The organism is Streptomyces spiralis, assembly GCF_014654675.1.
GTDB lineage: Bacteria > Actinomycetota > Actinomycetes > Streptomycetales > Streptomycetaceae > Streptomyces > Streptomyces spiralis.
Map to the genome: position 1 here is coordinate 84,097 of NZ_BNBC01000011.1, position 16,909 is coordinate 101,005.

The 16,909-nt window shown below is 73.0% G+C and carries 15 protein-coding genes; 9 read left to right on the forward strand and 6 right to left on the reverse strand.

The features are described from left to right. Positions 1-357: 357 nt before the first annotated feature. On the forward strand, positions 358-810 hold the full coding sequence (locus IE318_RS14045; RefSeq protein ID WP_189900244.1) for an ATP-binding protein: 453 nt from the start codon (positions 358-360) through the stop codon (positions 808-810). Positions 811-892: 82 nt separating this feature from the next. On the opposite strand, the gene IE318_RS14050 is transcribed toward IE318_RS14045, so the two are convergent. Both IE318_RS14050 and IE318_RS14055 read right to left on the reverse strand, forming a co-directional pair. Further along, positions 893-1,927, reverse strand: a complete 1,035-nt coding sequence (locus IE318_RS14050) for a DUF2637 domain-containing protein (protein ID WP_030181023.1) — start codon at positions 1,925-1,927, stop codon at positions 893-895. Positions 1,928-2,266: 339 nt separating this feature from the next. After that, a complete protein-coding gene (locus IE318_RS14055) occupies positions 2,267-3,100 on the reverse strand; it encodes a (2Fe-2S)-binding protein (protein ID WP_189900246.1) in 834 nt (277 codons plus the stop codon). Between the two features lie 167 nt (positions 3,101-3,267). Here IE318_RS14055 and IE318_RS14060 point away from each other — a divergent pair, with 167 nt between their 5' ends. Then, a complete protein-coding gene (locus IE318_RS14060; RefSeq protein WP_189900248.1) occupies positions 3,268-4,119 on the forward strand; it encodes a GntR family transcriptional regulator in 852 nt (283 codons plus the stop codon). Positions 4,120-4,162: 43 nt separating this feature from the next. Here IE318_RS14060 and IE318_RS14065 read toward each other — a convergent pair whose 3' ends face one another. The 3 genes from IE318_RS14065 to IE318_RS14075 form a co-directional block, all read right to left on the reverse strand. After that, positions 4,163-4,663 (reverse strand): DUF2231 domain-containing protein, encoded by a 501-nt coding sequence (locus tag IE318_RS14065; RefSeq protein ID WP_189900250.1) that lies wholly within the window; start codon positions 4,661-4,663, stop codon positions 4,163-4,165. A gap of 190 nt (positions 4,664-4,853) precedes the next feature. Continuing rightward, positions 4,854-5,621, reverse strand: a complete 768-nt coding sequence (locus IE318_RS14070) for a hypothetical protein (RefSeq protein WP_030181009.1) — start codon at positions 5,619-5,621, stop codon at positions 4,854-4,856. Positions 5,622-5,786: 165 nt separating this feature from the next. Continuing rightward, complete coding sequence (locus tag IE318_RS14075; RefSeq protein ID WP_189900252.1) at positions 5,787-7,544, reverse strand: PucR family transcriptional regulator; 1,758 nt, start codon at positions 7,542-7,544, stop codon at positions 5,787-5,789. A 366-nt stretch (positions 7,545-7,910) separates the two neighbouring features. Here IE318_RS14075 and IE318_RS14080 point away from each other — a divergent pair, with 366 nt between their 5' ends. The 5 genes from IE318_RS14080 (at position 7,911) to IE318_RS14100 (ending at position 14,657) form a co-directional block, all read left to right on the forward strand. After that, positions 7,911-8,804, forward strand: coding sequence for an FAD binding domain-containing protein (locus tag IE318_RS14080; RefSeq protein ID WP_030181003.1), 894 nt, complete (start codon positions 7,911-7,913; stop codon positions 8,802-8,804). Continuing rightward, the gene (locus IE318_RS14085) at positions 8,804-9,385 is read left to right on the forward strand and encodes a (2Fe-2S)-binding protein (protein ID WP_189900254.1); all 582 of its coding nucleotides are present in this window, start codon (positions 8,804-8,806) and stop codon (positions 9,383-9,385) included. Before IE318_RS14080 ends, IE318_RS14085 begins: the two co-directional genes overlap by 1 nt. Before the next feature lies 1 nt (position 9,386). Next, the gene (locus tag IE318_RS14090; RefSeq protein WP_189900256.1) at positions 9,387-11,771 is read left to right on the forward strand and encodes a xanthine dehydrogenase family protein molybdopterin-binding subunit; all 2,385 of its coding nucleotides are present in this window, start codon (positions 9,387-9,389) and stop codon (positions 11,769-11,771) included. Between the two features lie 218 nt (positions 11,772-11,989). After that, positions 11,990-13,456: an NCS2 family permease gene (locus tag IE318_RS14095; RefSeq protein ID WP_189900258.1), complete on the forward strand. Its 1,467-nt coding sequence runs from the start codon at positions 11,990-11,992 to the stop codon at positions 13,454-13,456. A gap of 49 nt (positions 13,457-13,505) precedes the next feature. Next, positions 13,506-14,657: an XdhC family protein gene (locus IE318_RS14100; RefSeq protein ID WP_189900260.1), complete on the forward strand. Its 1,152-nt coding sequence runs from the start codon at positions 13,506-13,508 to the stop codon at positions 14,655-14,657. 22 nt (positions 14,658-14,679) lie between these two features. On the opposite strand, the gene IE318_RS14105 is transcribed toward IE318_RS14100, so the two are convergent. Next, entirely contained in the window at positions 14,680-15,120 is a 441-nt protein-coding gene (locus IE318_RS14105) for an SRPBCC family protein (RefSeq protein WP_189900262.1), read from the reverse strand. Between the two features lie 78 nt (positions 15,121-15,198). Here IE318_RS14105 and IE318_RS14110 point away from each other — a divergent pair, with 78 nt between their 5' ends. After that, complete coding sequence (locus IE318_RS14110) at positions 15,199-15,717, forward strand: GNAT family N-acetyltransferase (protein WP_189900265.1); 519 nt, start codon at positions 15,199-15,201, stop codon at positions 15,715-15,717. A 101-nt stretch (positions 15,718-15,818) separates the two neighbouring features. Next, positions 15,819-16,781 (forward strand): NAD-dependent epimerase/dehydratase family protein, encoded by a 963-nt coding sequence (locus IE318_RS14115; protein ID WP_189900267.1) that lies wholly within the window; start codon positions 15,819-15,821, stop codon positions 16,779-16,781. Positions 16,782-16,909 lie beyond the last annotated feature (128 nt).

The following is a 16,909-nucleotide window of genomic DNA, read 5'->3' on the forward strand; positions in this document are numbered from 1 at the left end:
GGAGCATCGGCGACCGACGACAACGCCGCGAGGTGCGGTGCCGGCCACCGCGAGCCCGGCCTGATCGACGAGACGCCCCCTAGGTTCTGGTGTGCAGGGGCGGCCGTCGCCGAGGCGGCTGTTACCGAGGCGGCTGTTACCGAGGCCGCTGTCCCGGAGGCGGCCGTCCCGGAAGCGGGCGCCGTCCTCCGGCCAAGTTCCCGCGGTCATGGCCGAACATATGGTCGTTGACGATTCGACATGACTGCCGCGTGTCCTACGGGGCATGGATTCCCGTGAACGTGTTCGAGCTGGAGGGGAACCGACATCGGCACGCGGGCGGGGGAGATGAAGAGTCAGGCACGAGGGGGTGGTCCCATGACGGTCGGGGCCTCCTCGGGAGAGACGGTGGAGGGGGAGGCCGGCGGCGTGGCCGAGCGCAAACCGGCGCCCCAGCTGAGACGGCGCCTGGGCCGGGCCGACCTGCGGGCGGTGCCCGAGGCGCGCCGGGCGCTGCGCGAGCTGCTGCGCCACTGGGGGCGACCGGACACCTCGGAGGTGGCGGAGCTGCTCACCAGCGAACTGGTCACCAACGCGCTCGTCCACACCGACGACGACGCGATCCTGACGGCGACGGTCTCGTCGCACGGACTGCGCGTGGAGGTACGGGACTTCGTGGCCCGCACACCGCGGCCGCGCGTACCGGTCGCGGGCGAGGACACCCACGGCAGGGGCCTGGTCCTGGTGCAGTCCCTCGCGGACGCCTGGGGCGTCCTGCCGCACAAGAAGGGCAAGTCGGTGTGGTTCGAACTCGGGGCCCAGGCGGCGTGACGAGGCGACCCCCGGCACGGCCGAGGGGCACGGCCCGTACGGCCGTGCCCCTCGCGCACACGACGGCGTCACAGCCGCGGTCCTAGCCGAACTGCTGCTCCAGGTCCTTCAGCTTGCGCTCCAGCGAGTCCAGACGCGGCAGGGCCATCGTGTCGTCCTCCGCCGTGAGGTCCACGGTGATGGGGTCCGAGGCCTTGCGGACGGGCTGCAGGGAGGGACGGGCGCGCACCGGCAGCGGCTCCGCCGCTATGGCAGGCTCCGCGCCGACCTGGGAGGGACCGGGCTCCAGGGCCTGCGTCTCGCCCTGCCGGCCGCCCCGGCCGACGAAGCCGCGGTGGCCCCGGCTGATCGCCTTGAGCTGGGCACGCTCGACGCGCTCGTGCTCGCGCCGCAGCCGCCGCCTCTCCTCCTTCTGGCGCCGGTCCTCGCGCACCTCCTCGACCGCCTCGTCCAGGCTGCGCACGCCCTCCAGGAGCATCAGCGACCAGGCGCGGTAGGTCTCCCGGGGCGCCCGCAGCCAGCGGACGATACGGATCTGCGGCAGCGGACGCGGCACCAGGCCCTGCTCGCGCAGGGCGGCCCGGCGGGTCTGCTTCAGCGCGCGGTCGAAGAGGACGGCCGCCGACAGGGACATACCGGCGAAGAACTGCGGCGCGCCCGCGTGGGCGACACCCCTGGGCGCGTGCACCCAGTTGAACCAGGCCGCGGCGGCGGCGAACATCCACACCAGTATCCGGGAGCCGAGGGCCGCGTCACCGTGGCTGGCCTCGCGCACCGCGAGCACGGAGCAGAACATGGCCGCGCCGTCCAGGCCGAACGGCACCAGGTACTGCCAGCCGTCGGTCAGGCCGAGGTTCTGCTCGCCGAAGCCGACCAGGCCGTGGAAGGAGAGCGCGGCGGCGACCGCCGCACAGCAGAACAGCAGAATGTAGGAGGCCGTGCCGTAGACGGCCTCCTTGCGCCTGCGGCGCTCCTCGCTGCGCTCCCACGAGTCGTCGGCACTCGCGCTCCCGTCGGACCGCTTGCCGCGCGCGAGCACCGCCACCGCCGCCAGCACACCCAGGAGCAGCACGGCGCCCGGAAGCAGCCAGTTCAGCGATATGTCGGTCAGTCTCATCTGGGGTCCCTTGCATGGGGATAGGGCGTAACGCCCGCCATAGTGGCCCAATCCCGCGGGGCCTCAGGGGGTTTCGGGGCAAGAGGCCGCCAGGAAGGTGCAAGGGGATGCCCGGGGACGGCGTTCTGCTCGAACTGCCGCTTGAGGGGCGGGAGTTGAGTTCGAATAAGACTACCCGTACGGGTGGTTCCGCGGAAAGTTCCCGCGACGGGTGGGGAAGTTGTGAATCCCCTGCACCCGTACGGGTGTCCCACTGGCGGATGATCTTACGGGACCCGGGCGGACGCGTCGGCACGGGGGCGGTGGCCCGCCCGGCCGCTGACGGTTGCTCAGGAAGCGTCAAGCGGCAGTCGTGGCAGCCGGTTTGGCGACCCGGTCCGCGTCGCAGGTGCGGGGGCAGGTGGCGCAAGTGTCCTCGGGGCGCACCGTGTAGAACATGCAGCAGCTGGCCCGGTCCCGGGTGGGCAGCACCTCGCCGTCCGGGCCGGTCGGTTCGCGGAACGCCGCCGAGCCGGCGTACGGCCGGGTCGCACCCGGAAGCAGCAGCTCCAGCTCGCGCATCGCCCGCCGCTCCTCGCCGAGCAGACGGGCGACGTACCACAGGCCCTCGACGATCTCGTCGGTCGCCATGCCCCACAGCGCCCGGCCGCGCCGCCGCATGCGTGGTCCGAAGGCGGCGAGGACCGGCTCCAGGTGCTCGGCGACGGCCGCCCGCACCTCGGCCCGCAGCGCCTCCTCGTCGGGCACCACACGGGCGCCGGGCCGCCCCGCCGCCGGGTCGTCCGGCAGACAGCCGAAGGCGACGGGCTGTACGGCCATGCGGCCGGCGGTGCGGTCGTAGGAGACGTGGGTCACAGGGAGGCGGGGCACCCGGCGGTGCAGGAACCACGGCACGGTGAACAGCAGACAGGCGGGCCAGGCGTACCGGTGCAGTCCGAAGCTCGCCACCACGTCCGGGCGGGCGCGCACCCCGTAGTCCCGCAGCACCTGGGCGTCGTCCCAGGCCAGGAACGCGTCCAGGCCGGGCCCGCCCCGCGCGAGACGGGCCGCCGTGACCCAGCCGCCGCCCCGCGGTGCCTGTTCGCCGGGGCCCAGCACCGTCACCGCCAGGCCAGGGTGGGCCTCGGTGAGGCGGGCGTAGGCGTCCGCCGTGACCGACGGGGAGACGGGCATGCCGGACCACCGATCCGCACTCGACTGAAGGGGCGACTGAAGGCAAGGCTTACCTTACTTCACTTGATCGGAATGTGAACCCGCCGTCAGTTGCGCCTAAGGTGCTTGACGGGCGAGTAGCAACCCGTCGTAATGACCCCAAGCACCCACAAGCCCGGAGGAGGACCGTGAAGCAGGGCGCGCAGGACTCCGCCGGGACCACCGGGGGCGGCATACCGCGGTTCCCGCCGGCCGGCGGCGCGGTACGGGTGCCCCGCCAGCCGCAGGCGGCGGACGTACGGCGGGAGCGGGACACCCCGGCGGCGGACGTACGGCGGGAACGGGACACCCCGGTGGCGGACGGCGCCCGTGGGGAGCACACGCACTGCGAGCGGCCCGTTCCGCCGCCCCGCCCCGTCGTGCGGCGCTCCTCCGTGCGCGGGCAGATCGTCGACGCCCTGCGCACCGCGCTGGTCGGCGGGGAGCTGCGGCCCGGCGAGGTCTACTCGGCGCCCGCGCTCGGCGAGCGGTTCGGGGTCTCCGCGACCCCGGTGCGCGAGGCGATGCAGCAACTGGCGCTGGAGGGCGCCGTCGAGGTCGTGCCCAACCGCGGCTTCCGGGTCGTCGAGCGCGACGCCCGCGAACTCGCCGAACTGGCCGAGGTGCGGGCCCTCATCGAGGTCCCGGTGCTGCTGCGGCTGGCCTGCACCGTGCCCGTCGAACGCTGGGCCGAGCTGCGGCCGCTCGCCGAGGCCACCGTGCGGGCCGCGTCCTCGGGGTGCCGGGCCACCTACGCCGAGACCGACCGCGCCTTCCACCGCGCGATGCTCTCCCTGGCCGGCAACGAACAGCTCGTGCAGACAGCCGAGGATCTGCACCGCCGGGCCCAGTGGCCCCTGGTCGGCGGCTCCGGTCGTCCCACGCGGGCCGGGCTGGTGGCCGACGCCGCCCAGCACACGGCCCTGCTCGACGCGCTGATCGCGCGGGAGACCGACGCCGTGCAGCTGCTCGTGCGCGAACACTTCGCGGCCGCGTGCTGAAGGCCGCGGCGGTGGTGGTACCGGTGCGGGCGGCAGCCGTCGGTCAGTCCCCGTCGCCCGGCCTCGTGGCGGTCTTCGAGTAGGCGTCGTGCCAGGCGGCCTTCGCGCCCGAGTCGCCGATCCGGTACACCTCCACGACCGCGCCCGCGGCCACCACCACGGAGAGCACGGCCGCGGCCACCCGCAGCACCGCGCCGGAGCGCGCCCCGGCCTGCGCCGCGGGCGTGCGCCGGGAGATCAGCCAGACGCCGGCCGCCAGCACGAACAGGCCCAGCGCCCACGGGAGCATCCCGTCGCCCAGCTCGGCGTGGCGCCGCACCAGCGGGTCGTCGGCCACGTGCCGCTCCAGCCATTCGCCCGCGCCGGTCGTCAGCGGCACGCTCGCCAGCGTGACCAGGGCGAGCACCGGCAGCGCCGGGCCCAGCCGCCGGGCGCCCTGCGGCCACAGCGCGCAGATCACGAGGACCAGCGCGGTCAGGGGCACGAGGACCACGACGACGTGGACCAGCAGGACGTGCGCGGGCAGGCCGTTGAGCAGGCTCATCGGGGCGCTCCTCCGTGAGGCGTGGGGGGCTCGCACGGGCCGGGGGATCCGGCCGTGCGTTCGGGCGCGCCAGCCTGGCACAGCAACCTCTCAGATTCCTCTGAGCCGGACCGCTCGCCCCGAGCCGCTCGCCCCGAGCCGCTCGCCCCGGACCGCTCGCCGGGGATCGCCTGCCCCCGCCCGGCCCCTCTCAGGCGGTCGCCGCCCCCGCCGCCGGAGGAGCCAACTGGCGGGCCAGCCAGGTCGGTACGCCGCCCAGGAGCCGGAACAGGCGCCGGGCCTCCTCACGGAGGCGGGAGGCCTCCGGTTCGGGCTCGGTGTCGGCCAGGGACACCAGCGCCGGGGCCGTGCCGACGAGGTAGCCGAGCTCCTCGCGGATGCGCAGGGACTCGGCGAAACCGTGCCGTGCCTCGGCCAACTCCCCGTCGCGCAGAGCGAGTCCGGCCAGATGGCGCCAGGTGAAGGAGAGCAGCAGCGGGTCGGCGTGGGCGGTGGCGGCCGCGTGGGCGCGGCGGTAGGCGGCGCGCGCGGCCTGCGGGGAGCGCGTCAGGTTCTCGGCGATCAGCCCGCGCCGGAAGTCCAGCAGCGCCCGCCCCGGGGCCCCCGGCGGGATCAGCGCCGCCGCCCGGCCGAGCGCGGCCCGCGCCTCGTCGGCCCGGTCCCGTACGCCGTGCAGCGTGGCCGAGTAGGCCAAGTACCCGCGTTCACAAGCGGCCGCGCCCCGCTCCTCGTCGGAGTGCGCGAGCGCCTCCGCGGTGCGCAGCGCGTCCTCGGCCTCCTGCCAGCCGGACTCGGTGTACAGGCAGCGTTCCACCAGCAGCACGGTGCGCTGCAGCGCGGCGGCGGCGGTGGCCGACGGCAGCAGTGCAGCCGCGTCGGCCCAGCATGCGCGTGAGCGCAGCCGCCATACCGCGGTCTGGAGTGGATCGTCACCTGGGGTCGTTCCGTTACCAGACATGGCGGTATGCGCCACGTTGCCCTCCCCGAGCACGCCTTCGAGCCTTGAGTGGTGGCGGCATCTCAGCACGAATCCCGCGGCCCGGCCAAGAGGGTGGGTGAAGGATTTCACAAAGTCCTGGTGCGTCGACGGCGGCGGCACCGGCCGCCGTCGACCGCCCTGACCTCAGCTCATGCGCAGTGCGAGGAAGAAGTCGAGCTTGTCCTCCAGGCGTGAAAGGTCACGTCCCGTCAACTGCTCGATCCGCCCGACCCGGTAACGCAGTGTGTTGACGTGCAGGTGGAGACGGGTCGCGCAGCGGGTCCAGGAGCCGTCGCAGTCGAGGAACGCCTCCAGGGTCGGGATCAGTTCGGCGCGGTGCCGGCGGTCGTAGTCCTTCAGCGGGTCCAGGAGGCGGGCGGTGAAGGCGCGGCGCACGTCGTCCGGGACGAAGGGCAGCAGCAGGACGTGGGAGGCCAGTTCCTGGTGGCCGGCCGCGCAGACGCGTCCCGGGCGGGCCGCCGCGACCCGCCGGGCGTGCCGGGCCTCCTCCAACGCCCCGCGCAGCCCCTCCGCGGAGTGCACGGCCGCGCTGACGCCGAGGGTGAGCCGGCCGTCGTCGTCGAGACCGGCCGACAGCGGGTCCCGTACGGCCTCCAGGAGCGCGTCCGCGAGGATCCCGGACTCCGAGCCGTCGTGCTCGCTGGAGACGGCGGGGAGCGGCACCAGGGCGATGGCCTCGCCGCCGGTGTGGGCGACCGCTATGCGGTCGGAGGGCTCGGGTCCGGTGCTGAGCGGGTCCACCAGGATCTCCTCCAGCAGCGACTGGGCCACCGGGCCGCCGTCGACCGTGCCGCCCGTGCGTCGCCCGCCGGGCCCCTCGGCCGGGACCCCGGCGGGGCCGCCCGGTGCGCCGGGCACGCCCGGTCCGGCCGGTGCGTCGTCCCACTCGACGCGGGCCACCACCACTTGCCAGTGCGGGGCCGCGCCGAGGCCGGGCAGCAGCACGGGCGCCGCGACCCGGAGACGGGCGGCGATCTCGGCGGGCGGCGCGCCCGTCTGGACCAGCTCCAGGACCTCCTGGGCCAGCCGGCGGCGCACCGTGCGGGCCGCGTCCCTGCGGTCCCGTTCGACCGCGATCAGCTGGGTGACGCCGTGCAGCAGGTCGAGCCGCTCCTCCGGCCAGTCGCCCGCGTCCGCCTCCACCGCCAGCAGCCACTCCGACAGCACCGTCTCGCGCACGTCCCGCGCGGCCTGCGGGGAGCGGCCGCTGCTGCGGATGGGGAACAGGGAGTACGTCGTCCCGCCGAGCGCGACGCGGTGCGGGCCGCGCCGGCCGGTACGGCCGGCCGCCAGGTGCTCGGCGGCGAGCTTGGCGCACACGCCCGCGGGCAGGGCCGGGCCGGCCACCTTGGGACCGGCGATCAGCCGGCCGGCGGGGGAGAGCAGCCAGGCCCGCAGGTCCAGGTCCGAGCCCAGCAGGTCCAGGACGACGTCCGGGCCGCCGCCGGCGGGCCCGGAGGTCATCATCCGGCGGTGCCGGTCCACCACGGCCGCGAGGTCTCCGGCCCGCTCGCCGGAGACCTGCCGTACGACGTGCTCGGTGATCGTCGCGAACGCGACCGACTCGTTGACCGCGAACAGCGGCAGCCGGTGCCGGGCACAGGCCAGCACCAGGTCGTCGGGCACATCGCCCAGCTCGGCCTCGCCGGCGGCCAGCGCGGCGACCCCGGCCTGCACCAGGATCCGTACGAACGACTCCGAGTCGGCCGGGCCGCGGCGCCAGGCCAGGCCGGTCAGCACCAGCTCGCCGCCGGAGAGATAGCGGCTGGGGTCGCGCAGATCGGTGGTCATCACGCCCCGGACGGTGCGGTCGAGCTCCTCCTCGCCGCCGAGCAGCTTCAGGCCCAGCGCATCGGTGTCCAGTAGTGCGCGCAGCCGCATTCTCGTCGCCGCCGTTCTTTGTCTCGAAAACTACGATGAATCTTGTGGGCGAGGGCCCGGCCCGTGCGGCCGGACGGCGGGTCACCGACCCGGCGTGCGGCCGCACGGCAGTTCCGCCGCGGGTGGGACCGTGGCCTCTGTTTCCAGGGGGAAACCAAGAGGTTGCCGAGGACCTCCGTTCATACGAATCTACAAGATGTCCGCGCTGGCCAGCCAAACCCTTCATGTTTTCGGTGACTGACTCCGGTGGAGCAGTCGGCGGTGTACTGACACCACTCCACGTGAACACCACATGAACGAGCCTGGCCCGCCGCACACGGATTGGCTCAATCTGTACGACCCACGAGACGAAGAAGAGAGCCGGTCATGGACTTCCTTCGCCCCGCCAGCTGGGAGGAGGCGCTCGCCGCGAAGGCCGAGCACCCCACCGCTGTGCCGATTGCGGGTGGCACCGACGTGATGGTCGAGATCAACTTCGACCACCGCCGGCCCGAGTACCTCCTCGACCTGAACCGCGTCGGCGACCTCTACGAGTGGGAGGTCGGCGAGGAGAGCGTGCGGCTGGGCGCCTCGGTGCCCTACACCAGGATCATGGAAGATCTCCGTGCCGAGCTGCCCGGCCTCGCGCTCGCCTCGCACACGGTCGCCTCCCCGCAGATCCGCAACCGCGGCGGCGTCGGCGGCAACCTCGGCACGGCCTCTCCCGCCGGCGACGCCCACCCCGCCCTGCTGGCGGCGGGCGCCGAGGTCGAGGTCGAGTCGGCGGCGCGCGGCTCCCGCCTGATCCCCATCGACGACTTCTACACCGGTGTGAAGCGCAACGCGCTGCAGCCCGACGAGCTGATCCGCGCCGTGCACATCAAGAAGGCCGATGGCCCGCAGCAGTACTCCAAGGTCGGCACCCGCAACGCCATGGTGATCGCGGTGTGCGCCTTCGGCCTCGCCCTGCACCCCGGGACCCGCACGGTGCGCACCGGCATCGGCTCGGCCGCCCCCACCCCCGTCCGCGCCCGCGCCGCGGAGGAGTTCCTGAACGCGGCCCTGGAAGAGGGCGGCTTCTGGGACAACGGAAAGATCATCACCCCGTCGGTCGCCAAGCAGTTCGCCGAGCTGTGCTCCGCCGCCTGCAACCCGATCGACGACGTCCGGGGCACCGCGAGCTACCGCCGCCACGCGGTCGGCGTCATGGCCCGCCGGACGCTCACCTGGACCTGGGAGTCGTACCGCGGCACCCGCAACACCTCGGAGGGAGCTGCGTAATGCGCGTCAACTTCACCGTCAACGGACGTCCGCAGGAGGCCGACGACGTCTGGGAGGGCGAGTCCCTGCTGTACGTCCTGCGCGAGCGCCTCGGCCTGCCCGGCTCCAAGAACGCCTGCGAGCAGGGCGAGTGCGGCTCGTGCACCGTCCGCCTGGACGGCGTGCCGGTCTGCGCCTGCCTGGTCGCGGCCGGCCAGGCCGAGGGCCGCGAGGTCGTCACCGTCGAGGGCCTGGCGGAGTACGCCAGGCAGCGGGCGTGCGGCACGGACGCCTGCGGCACGAAGAGCGCCTCGCTCGACGAGGCCGGGCGCCGGCAGGCCCAGGGCACCGACTCGCAGACCGGCGAGGGCACCGAACTCTCGCCCGTCCAGCAGGCGTTCATCGACGCCGGCGCCGTCCAGTGCGGCTTCTGCACCCCCGGTCTGCTGGTCGCCGCCGACGAGATGCTGGAGCGCAACCCGAACCCGACCGACGCGGACATCCGCGAGGCGCTGTCGGGCAACCTGTGCCGCTGCACGGGCTACGAGAAGATCATGGACGCGGTCCGCCTGGCGGCCGCCCGGCAGTCCGAGGGGGTCTGACATGCCGGCCAACGGCGCACCTACGAAGATCACACAGGGTTCGCAGACCAAGGGCGGCATCGGCGAGTCCACGCTCCGCCCGGACGGCACCCTCAAGGTCACCGGCGAGTTCGCGTACTCGTCCGACATGTGGCACGAGGACATGCTGTGGGGCCAGATCCTGCGCTCCACCGTCGCCCACGCCGAGATCGTCTCGATCGACACCTCCGAGGCGCTGGCCACGGCCGGCGTCTACGCCGTCATGACGTACGACGACCTGCCGGCCGAGGTCAAGCACTACGGCCTGGAGATCCAGGACACCCCGGTCCTCGCCCACGGCAAGGTCCGCCACCACGGCGAGCCGGTCGCGCTCGTCGCGGCCGACCACCCGGAGACCGCGCGCCGCGCCGCCGCCAAGATCAAGGTGGAGTACCGGGAGCTGCCCGTCATCACCGACGAGGCCTCCGCGACCGCCCCCGGCGCGGTCCTCGTCCACGAGAACCGCACCGACCACCACGCCGGTCACGTCCCGCACCCCAACATCGTCCACCGCCAGCCGATCATCCGCGGCAACGCCGCCGAGGCCGCGGAGCGCGCCGACTTCGTCGTCACGGGCGACTACTACTTCGGGATGCAGGACCAGGCCTTCCTCGGCCCCGAGTCGGGCCTCGCGGTGCCCGAGGAGGACGGCGGCGTCCACCTCTACATCGCCACCCAGTGGCTCCACTCCGACCTGCGCCAGATCGCGCCCGTCCTCGGCCTGCCCGAGGACAAGGTGCGGATGACCCTGGCCGGCGTCGGCGGCGCGTTCGGCGGCCGCGAGGACCTGTCGATGCAGATCCACGCCTGTCTGCTGGCACTGCGCACCGGCAAGCCCGTCAAGATCGTCTACAACCGGTTCGAGTCCTTCTTCGGGCACGTCCACCGTCACCCGGCCCGGCTGCACTACGAGCACGGTGCAACCAAGGACGGCAAGCTCACCCACGTCAAGTGCCGCATCGTGCTGGACGGCGGCGCCTACGCCTCCGCCTCCCCGGCGGTGGTCGGCAACGCCTCCTCGCTGTCCATCGGCCCCTACGAGGTCGACGACGTCGAGATCGAGGCGATCGCCCTCTACAGCAACAACCCGCCCTGCGGCGCCATGCGCGGCTTCGGCGCGGTCCAGGCGTGCTTCGCCTACGAGGCGCAGATGGACAAGCTGGCCGACGCCGTCGGCATGGACCGGGTGGAGTTCCGGCAGCTCAACGCCATGAGCCAGGGCACGATCATGCCGACCGGGCAGCCGGTGGACTCCCCGGCCCCGGTCGCCGAACTCCTGCGCCGCGTCAAGGCGATGCCCATGCCGCCGGAGCGCCAGTGGGAGAGCTCCGAGGGCCCCGACGTACGGCAGCTGCCGGGCGGTCTGTCCAACACCACGCACGGCGAGGGCGTCGTACGGGGTGTCGGCTACGCGGTCGGCATCAAGAACGTCGGCTTCTCCGAGGGCTTCGACGACTACTCCACCGCCAAGGTGCGCATGGAGGTAGTCGGCGGCGAGCCCGTCGCCACCGTGCACACGGCCATGGCCGAGGTCGGCCAGGGCGGTGTCACCGTCCACGCGCAGATCGCCCGCACCGAGCTGGGCGTCGCGCAGGTGACCATCCACCCCGCCGACACCCAGGTGGGCTCGGCCGGTTCGACCTCCGCCTCCCGGCAGACGTACGTCACCGGCGGCGCCGTGAAGAACGCCTGCGAGCTCGTCCGCGAGCGGGTGCTGGAGATCGGCCGCCGCAAGTTCGGCACGTACCACCCCGCCTGGGCCACCGCCGAACTGCTCCTGGAGGGCGGCAAGGTCGTCACCGACGGCGGCGAGGTCCTCGCCGACCTGGTGGACGTCCTGGAGGGCGAGGCCGTGGAGGTCGAGGAGGAGTGGCGGCACCGGCCGACCGAGCCGTTCGACCTGCGCACCGGCCAGGGCAACGGCCACGTGCAGTACTCCTTCGCCGCGCACCGCGCCGTCGTCGAGGTCGACACCGAACTCGGCCTGGTGAAGGTGGTCGAACTGGCCTGCGCCCAGGACGTCGGCAAGGCGCTGAACCCGCTCTCCGTCATCGGGCAGATCCAGGGCGGCACCACCCAGGGCCTGGGTATCGCCGTCATGGAGGAGATCATCGTCGACCCGCAGACGGCGAAGGTCCGCAACCCCTCCTTCACGGACTACCTGCTCCCCACCATCCTCGACACGCCGACCATCCCGGTCGACGTGCTCGAACTCGCCGACGAGCACGCCCCGTACGGGCTGCGCGGCATCGGCGAGGCCCCCACCCTGTCGTCCACGCCGGCCGTCCTCGCGGCGATCCGGAACGCGACCGGGCTGGAACTCCCGCGCACACCCGTCCGGCCGGAGCACCTCACCGGCAAGGCGTGAGCGAGGAACCCTGAAAGCCCTCCGGGCGGCGCACGGAACGTCACATTCCGCCACGCCGCCCGGAGCACTCCCCACCTCTTCGAGCTCCGCTCCGCTCGCGGTCTTGAAGTACCAGCAGTGAGTTCGTCTCGGGCCGTCCCCCGGGTCGTCCATTCCCAAATCCCGTGCCCCGGAAGGCTTCCACGCGGGTGCCCCTATGAACCTTGGGAGATGGCCCCATGACCCAGCAGTCAGTGGAGCCGAGGACCACCGCCGAAGACGCGGGCGCGGGCAGCCGCGTCCCGGCGGGACGGTCCTGGCTCGACCGGTACTTCCACATATCCCAGCGGGGATCCACCGTCGCGCGTGAAGTGCGCGGTGGCGTCACCACCTTCATGGCGATGGCGTACATCCTGCTGCTCAACCCCGTCATCCTGTCCGGCAAGGACGTGGCGGGGGACACCCTGGGCCAGAAGGCCCTGATCACCGCGACCGCGCTCGGCGCGGCGTTCACCACCCTGCTCATGGGCTTCGCCGGCAAGGTGCCGCTCGCCCTGGCCGCCGGACTCTCCGTGTCGGGTGTCGTCTCCACCCAGGTCGCGCCCCAGATGACGTGGCCTCAGGCCATGGGCATGTGTGTGGCCTACGGTGTCGTGATCATGCTGCTGGTCGTCACCGGCCTGCGCGAGATGATCATGAACGCGATCCCGTTGCCGCTCAAGCACGGCATCACCATGGGCATCGGCCTGTTCATCGCCTTCATCGGCCTGGTCAAGTCCGGTTTCGTCGGCCGCAACCCGGCCCCCGGCGGCGGCCCCGTCATCCTCGGCCCCGGCGGTGAGCTGGCCGGCTGGCCGGTCCTCCTCTTCGCGGGCACGCTCCTGCTGATCTTCGCCCTCCAGGCCCGCAACGTCCCCGGCGCCATCCTCATCGGCATCGTGGGCGGCACCGCCGTCGCGGCGGTCCTGAACGCCGCCGGTGTCATCGACGCCAAGCAGTGGGTGAACGGCGCCCCCGAACTGCACGGCAGCCCCGTGTCGATGCCCGACTTCTCGCTCTTCGGCCATGTGTCGTTCAGCGGCTGGGGCGACGTGGGCGTCATGACGATCACGGTGATCGTCTTCACCCTGGTCCTCGCCGGGTTCTTCGACGCCATGGCCACCATCATCGGCGTCGGCACCGAGGCGAACCTCGCCGACGACAAGGGCCGTATGCCGGGCCTGTCCAAGGCGCTGTTCATCGACGGCGCCGGCGGTGTGATCGGCGGTGTCGCGGGCGGCTCCGGCCAGTCCGTCTTCGTCGAGTCCGCGACGGGCGTCGGGGAAGGCGCCCGCACGGGCTTCTCCTCCGTCGTCACGGGTCTGTTCTTCGCGGCCTGCCTGTTCTTCACCCCGATCACCGCGATCGTCCCGTCGGAGGTCGCCTCCGCGGCCCTCGTCGTCATCGGCGCGATGATGATGATGAACGCCCGGCACGTCGACTGGGGCGACCGCGCCACGGCCGTCCCGGTGTTCCTGACCGTCGTGATCATGCCGTTCACGTACTCCATCACGCCCGGCGTCGCCGCCGGCGTGGTCTCGTACACGATCATCAAGATCGCTCAGGGCAAGGCCCGGGAGATCGGTGCCTTCATGTGGGGGCTGTCGGTGATCTTCCTCGTCTACTTCGCCCTGAACCCCATCGAGGGCTGGCTGGGCGTGCACTGACCCGCCCGGCAACACCCTTCACACCACCGCTGCTTAAGGAGACCGACAGATGCTGGACATCGCCGAGGAGCTGAACCGGTGGGTCGAGCAGGGCCGTGACTTCGCCGTGGCCACCGTGGTCGCGGTCGGCGGGAGCGCGCCCCGGCAACCGGGCGCGGCCCTCGCCGTCGACAGCGACGGAACGGCCATCGGTTCGGTCTCCGGCGGCTGTGTGGAGGGGGCGGTCTACGAACTGTGCCAACAGGCGCTCGAGGACGGCGAGTCGGTCCTGGAGCGCTTCGGCTACAGCGACGAGGACGCCTTCGCCGTCGGCCTGACCTGCGGCGGCGTCATCGACATCCTGGTCACACCGGTACGGGCCGGCGCTCCGGCCCGGCCGGTGCTCGCGGCCGCGCTGGCCGCCGCCGCCCGAGGGGAGGCGGCGGCGGTCGCGCGGATCGTGTCCGGACCGTCCGAACTCATGGGCCGGGCCGTGCTGGTCCGCCCGGACGGATCCCGTGAGGGCGGCTTCGGCGCCCATCCGGAGCTCGACCGCACCGTGGCCGCGGAGGCGTCCGCCTTCCTGGACGCCGGCCGCACCGGCACCCTGGAGATCGGCGAGCAGGGCTCCCGCTGCGACGCCCCGCTCACCGTGCTCGTCGAGTCCTCGGTGCCGCCGCCCAGGATGATCGTCTTCGGTGCGATCGACTTCGCCTCGGCGCTGGTGCGCACCGGGAAGTTCCTCGGCTACCACGTCACGGTGTGCGACGCCCGCCCCGTCTTCGCCACCAGGGCGCGCTTCCCGGAGGCCGACGAGATCGTCGTCGAGTGGCCGCACAGGTACCTGGAGCGCACGGACGTGGACGGCCGTACGGTCCTCTGCGTCCTGACCCACGACGCGAAGTTCGACGTCCCCCTGCTGAAGCTGGCGCTGCGGCTGCCGGTGGCGTACGTCGGCGCGATGGGCTCCCGCCGCACCCACCTCGACCGCAACGAACGCCTGCGCGAGGTCGGCGTCACCGAGCTGGAGCTGGCCCGCCTCCGGTCCCCGATCGGCCTGGACCTCGGGGCGCGCACTCCGGAGGAGACGGCCGTGTCCATCGCCGCGGAGATCGTCGCCGCCCGGCGAGGCGGCAGCGGCGTCTCGCTCACCGGCGCCCACACCCCGATCCACCACGACCGGACAGCGGCCCCGGCGGACCGGATCGGCTCGGTGGCCTGAGACCCACCGCGCCGCCCGGGTGTCACGCCCGCCGCAGCAGCTTGTTCACCGCACGCCCGAACACCGTGCGGGCCGTCCGCTCCAGGAGCGGATCGAAGACGGACGGCAGGAAGCGCACCCGCAACTCCTCCCGCCACAGCACCCGGGCACGGCCGCCCGGCCCCGGACGGACCTCGAGCTCCGCCCAGCCCAGGATCAGGCGGCCCCGTTTCTCCAGGCGGCACCGGCCCGGCTCGTCCCCGGCCGGCGGCTGCCACACCGTCACCTCCATGCGGTCGTCGACACCGAACGGGCCGATCCCCGAACGGGCCACGAGCCGTGTGCCCTCACGGGTCGGTCCGGGTGTGACCACCGTGACGCGGGTCAGCGGGACCCCGTCGCCGTGACGGTGCCATCGTGTGAGCCGCCGCCAGGCCTCGTCGAGGGGGAGCGGTGCCGTACGTTCGAGGAAGAAGTCGACCACGCGTTGATCGTAGGCAACAGGGGCCCCGCACCGGCAGGTTCGTTCACGGGTCACTCGGCCGGCCGTATGCTCGCGGCCATGCTGACCCTTCAGCGGCTGCGGCCCGACCACGAGGATGCACTGCTGGCCTTCGAACGCGAGAACCGGCGGTATTTCTCCCGCTTCGTCTCCGACCGCGGCGACGGGTACTTCGCGGAATTCGCCGCCCGCCTTCACGACCGGCTCGCCGAACAGGACGCCGGTGTCTGCCACTTCCACGTCGTCGTGGACGAACAGGGCACGCTGCTGGGCCGCGTCAATCTCGTCGACGTCACCGACGGGTCCGCCGAACTCGGCTACCGGATCGGCGAGCACGCCGCCGGCCGCGGTGTCGCGACGGCCGCCGTGCGGGAGGTGTGCCGGCTGGCCGCCGGGACGTACGGGCTGCACACGCTCACCGCGGTCACCACCCTCGACAACCGGGCCTCCATGACCGTGCTCACCCGCAACGGGTTCGTCCCCGTGGGGGAGACGACCGTGGTCGGGCTGCCCGGAATCGGCTACCGGCGCGACCTCACCGCCGAGCAGACGCGGCACCCCATGGAGTCGAACAAGTAATCGATTGCCGTCCGGTCGACCCGTGGGGGTCGATGTGTGCCCGTACGGCCACGGGGTTACTCAGCCGACACGCAAGTGAAGGCGAGTGGGAGGAGAGCCCCGTGAGCGGACGCAACTGGCGCCGGGCGCTGGTGACCGGTGGAGCCGGCTTCGTGGGATCCCATCTGTGCGCGCGGCTGCTCGACGCCGGCACCGGCGTGCTGTGCCTGGACGACCTGTCCACCGGCGCCCACGCCAACATCGCCGAACTGGAGCGGCGGCGCGACTTCCGCTTCGTCCGCGCGGACGCCACCGACCCCGACGCCCTGCGCGGCCTGCCCGGGCGCTTCGACCTGGTCCTGCACTTCGCCTGCCCGGCCTCGCCCGCCGACTATCTGCGGCTGCCGCTGCAGACCCTCGACGCCGGCAGCAGCGGCACCCGCAACGCCCTGGAGCGCGCCCGCGCCGACGGCGCCCGCTTCCTGCTCGCCTCCACCTCCGAGGTCTACGGCGACCCGCTGGAGCACCCGCAGCGCGAGAGCTACTGGGGCAACGTCAACCCGGTCGGCCCGCGCAGCGTCTACGACGAGTCCAAGCGCTTCGCCGAGGCCCTGGTCACCGCGCACCGGGCGACCCGCGGCACCGACGCCGCCATCGTCCGCATCTTCAACACCTACGGCCCCCGGATGCGTACCGGCGACGGCCGTGCCGTACCCACCTTCATCGCGCAGGCCCTGGACGGTACGCCCCTCACCGTCGCCGGGGACGGCAGCCAGACCCGGTCGCTGTGCTACGTCGACGACACGGTGGACGGCATCCTCGCGCTGGCCGCGTCCGCGGAGGCCGGCCCGGTGAACATCGGCGGCGGCGAGGAGATCACCGTGCTGGATCTGGCCCGCCGGATCGTGGAGCTCACCGGTTCCGCCTCCCGCATCCGGTTCGTCGACCGGCCCGTCGACGACCCCGCCCGGCGCCGGCCCGACACCCGGCTGGCCCGGGAAAGGCTCGGGTGGCAGCCGCGCGTGGACTGGAGCGCGGGGCTGGAGCGCACCATCGGCTGGTTCGCCCGCGCGGCCGCCGCCTGAGGCCGCCGCGGCGGCAGTAGACCCCGGTGTCCCGAACCGTACTGCCGCCTCCTGGCCAGCGGCCTTCACGTCGAGTGGTCAAAAGGCCACATATTGCGAAAATCCGGCTTTTCCTGGCATCAGTTGAC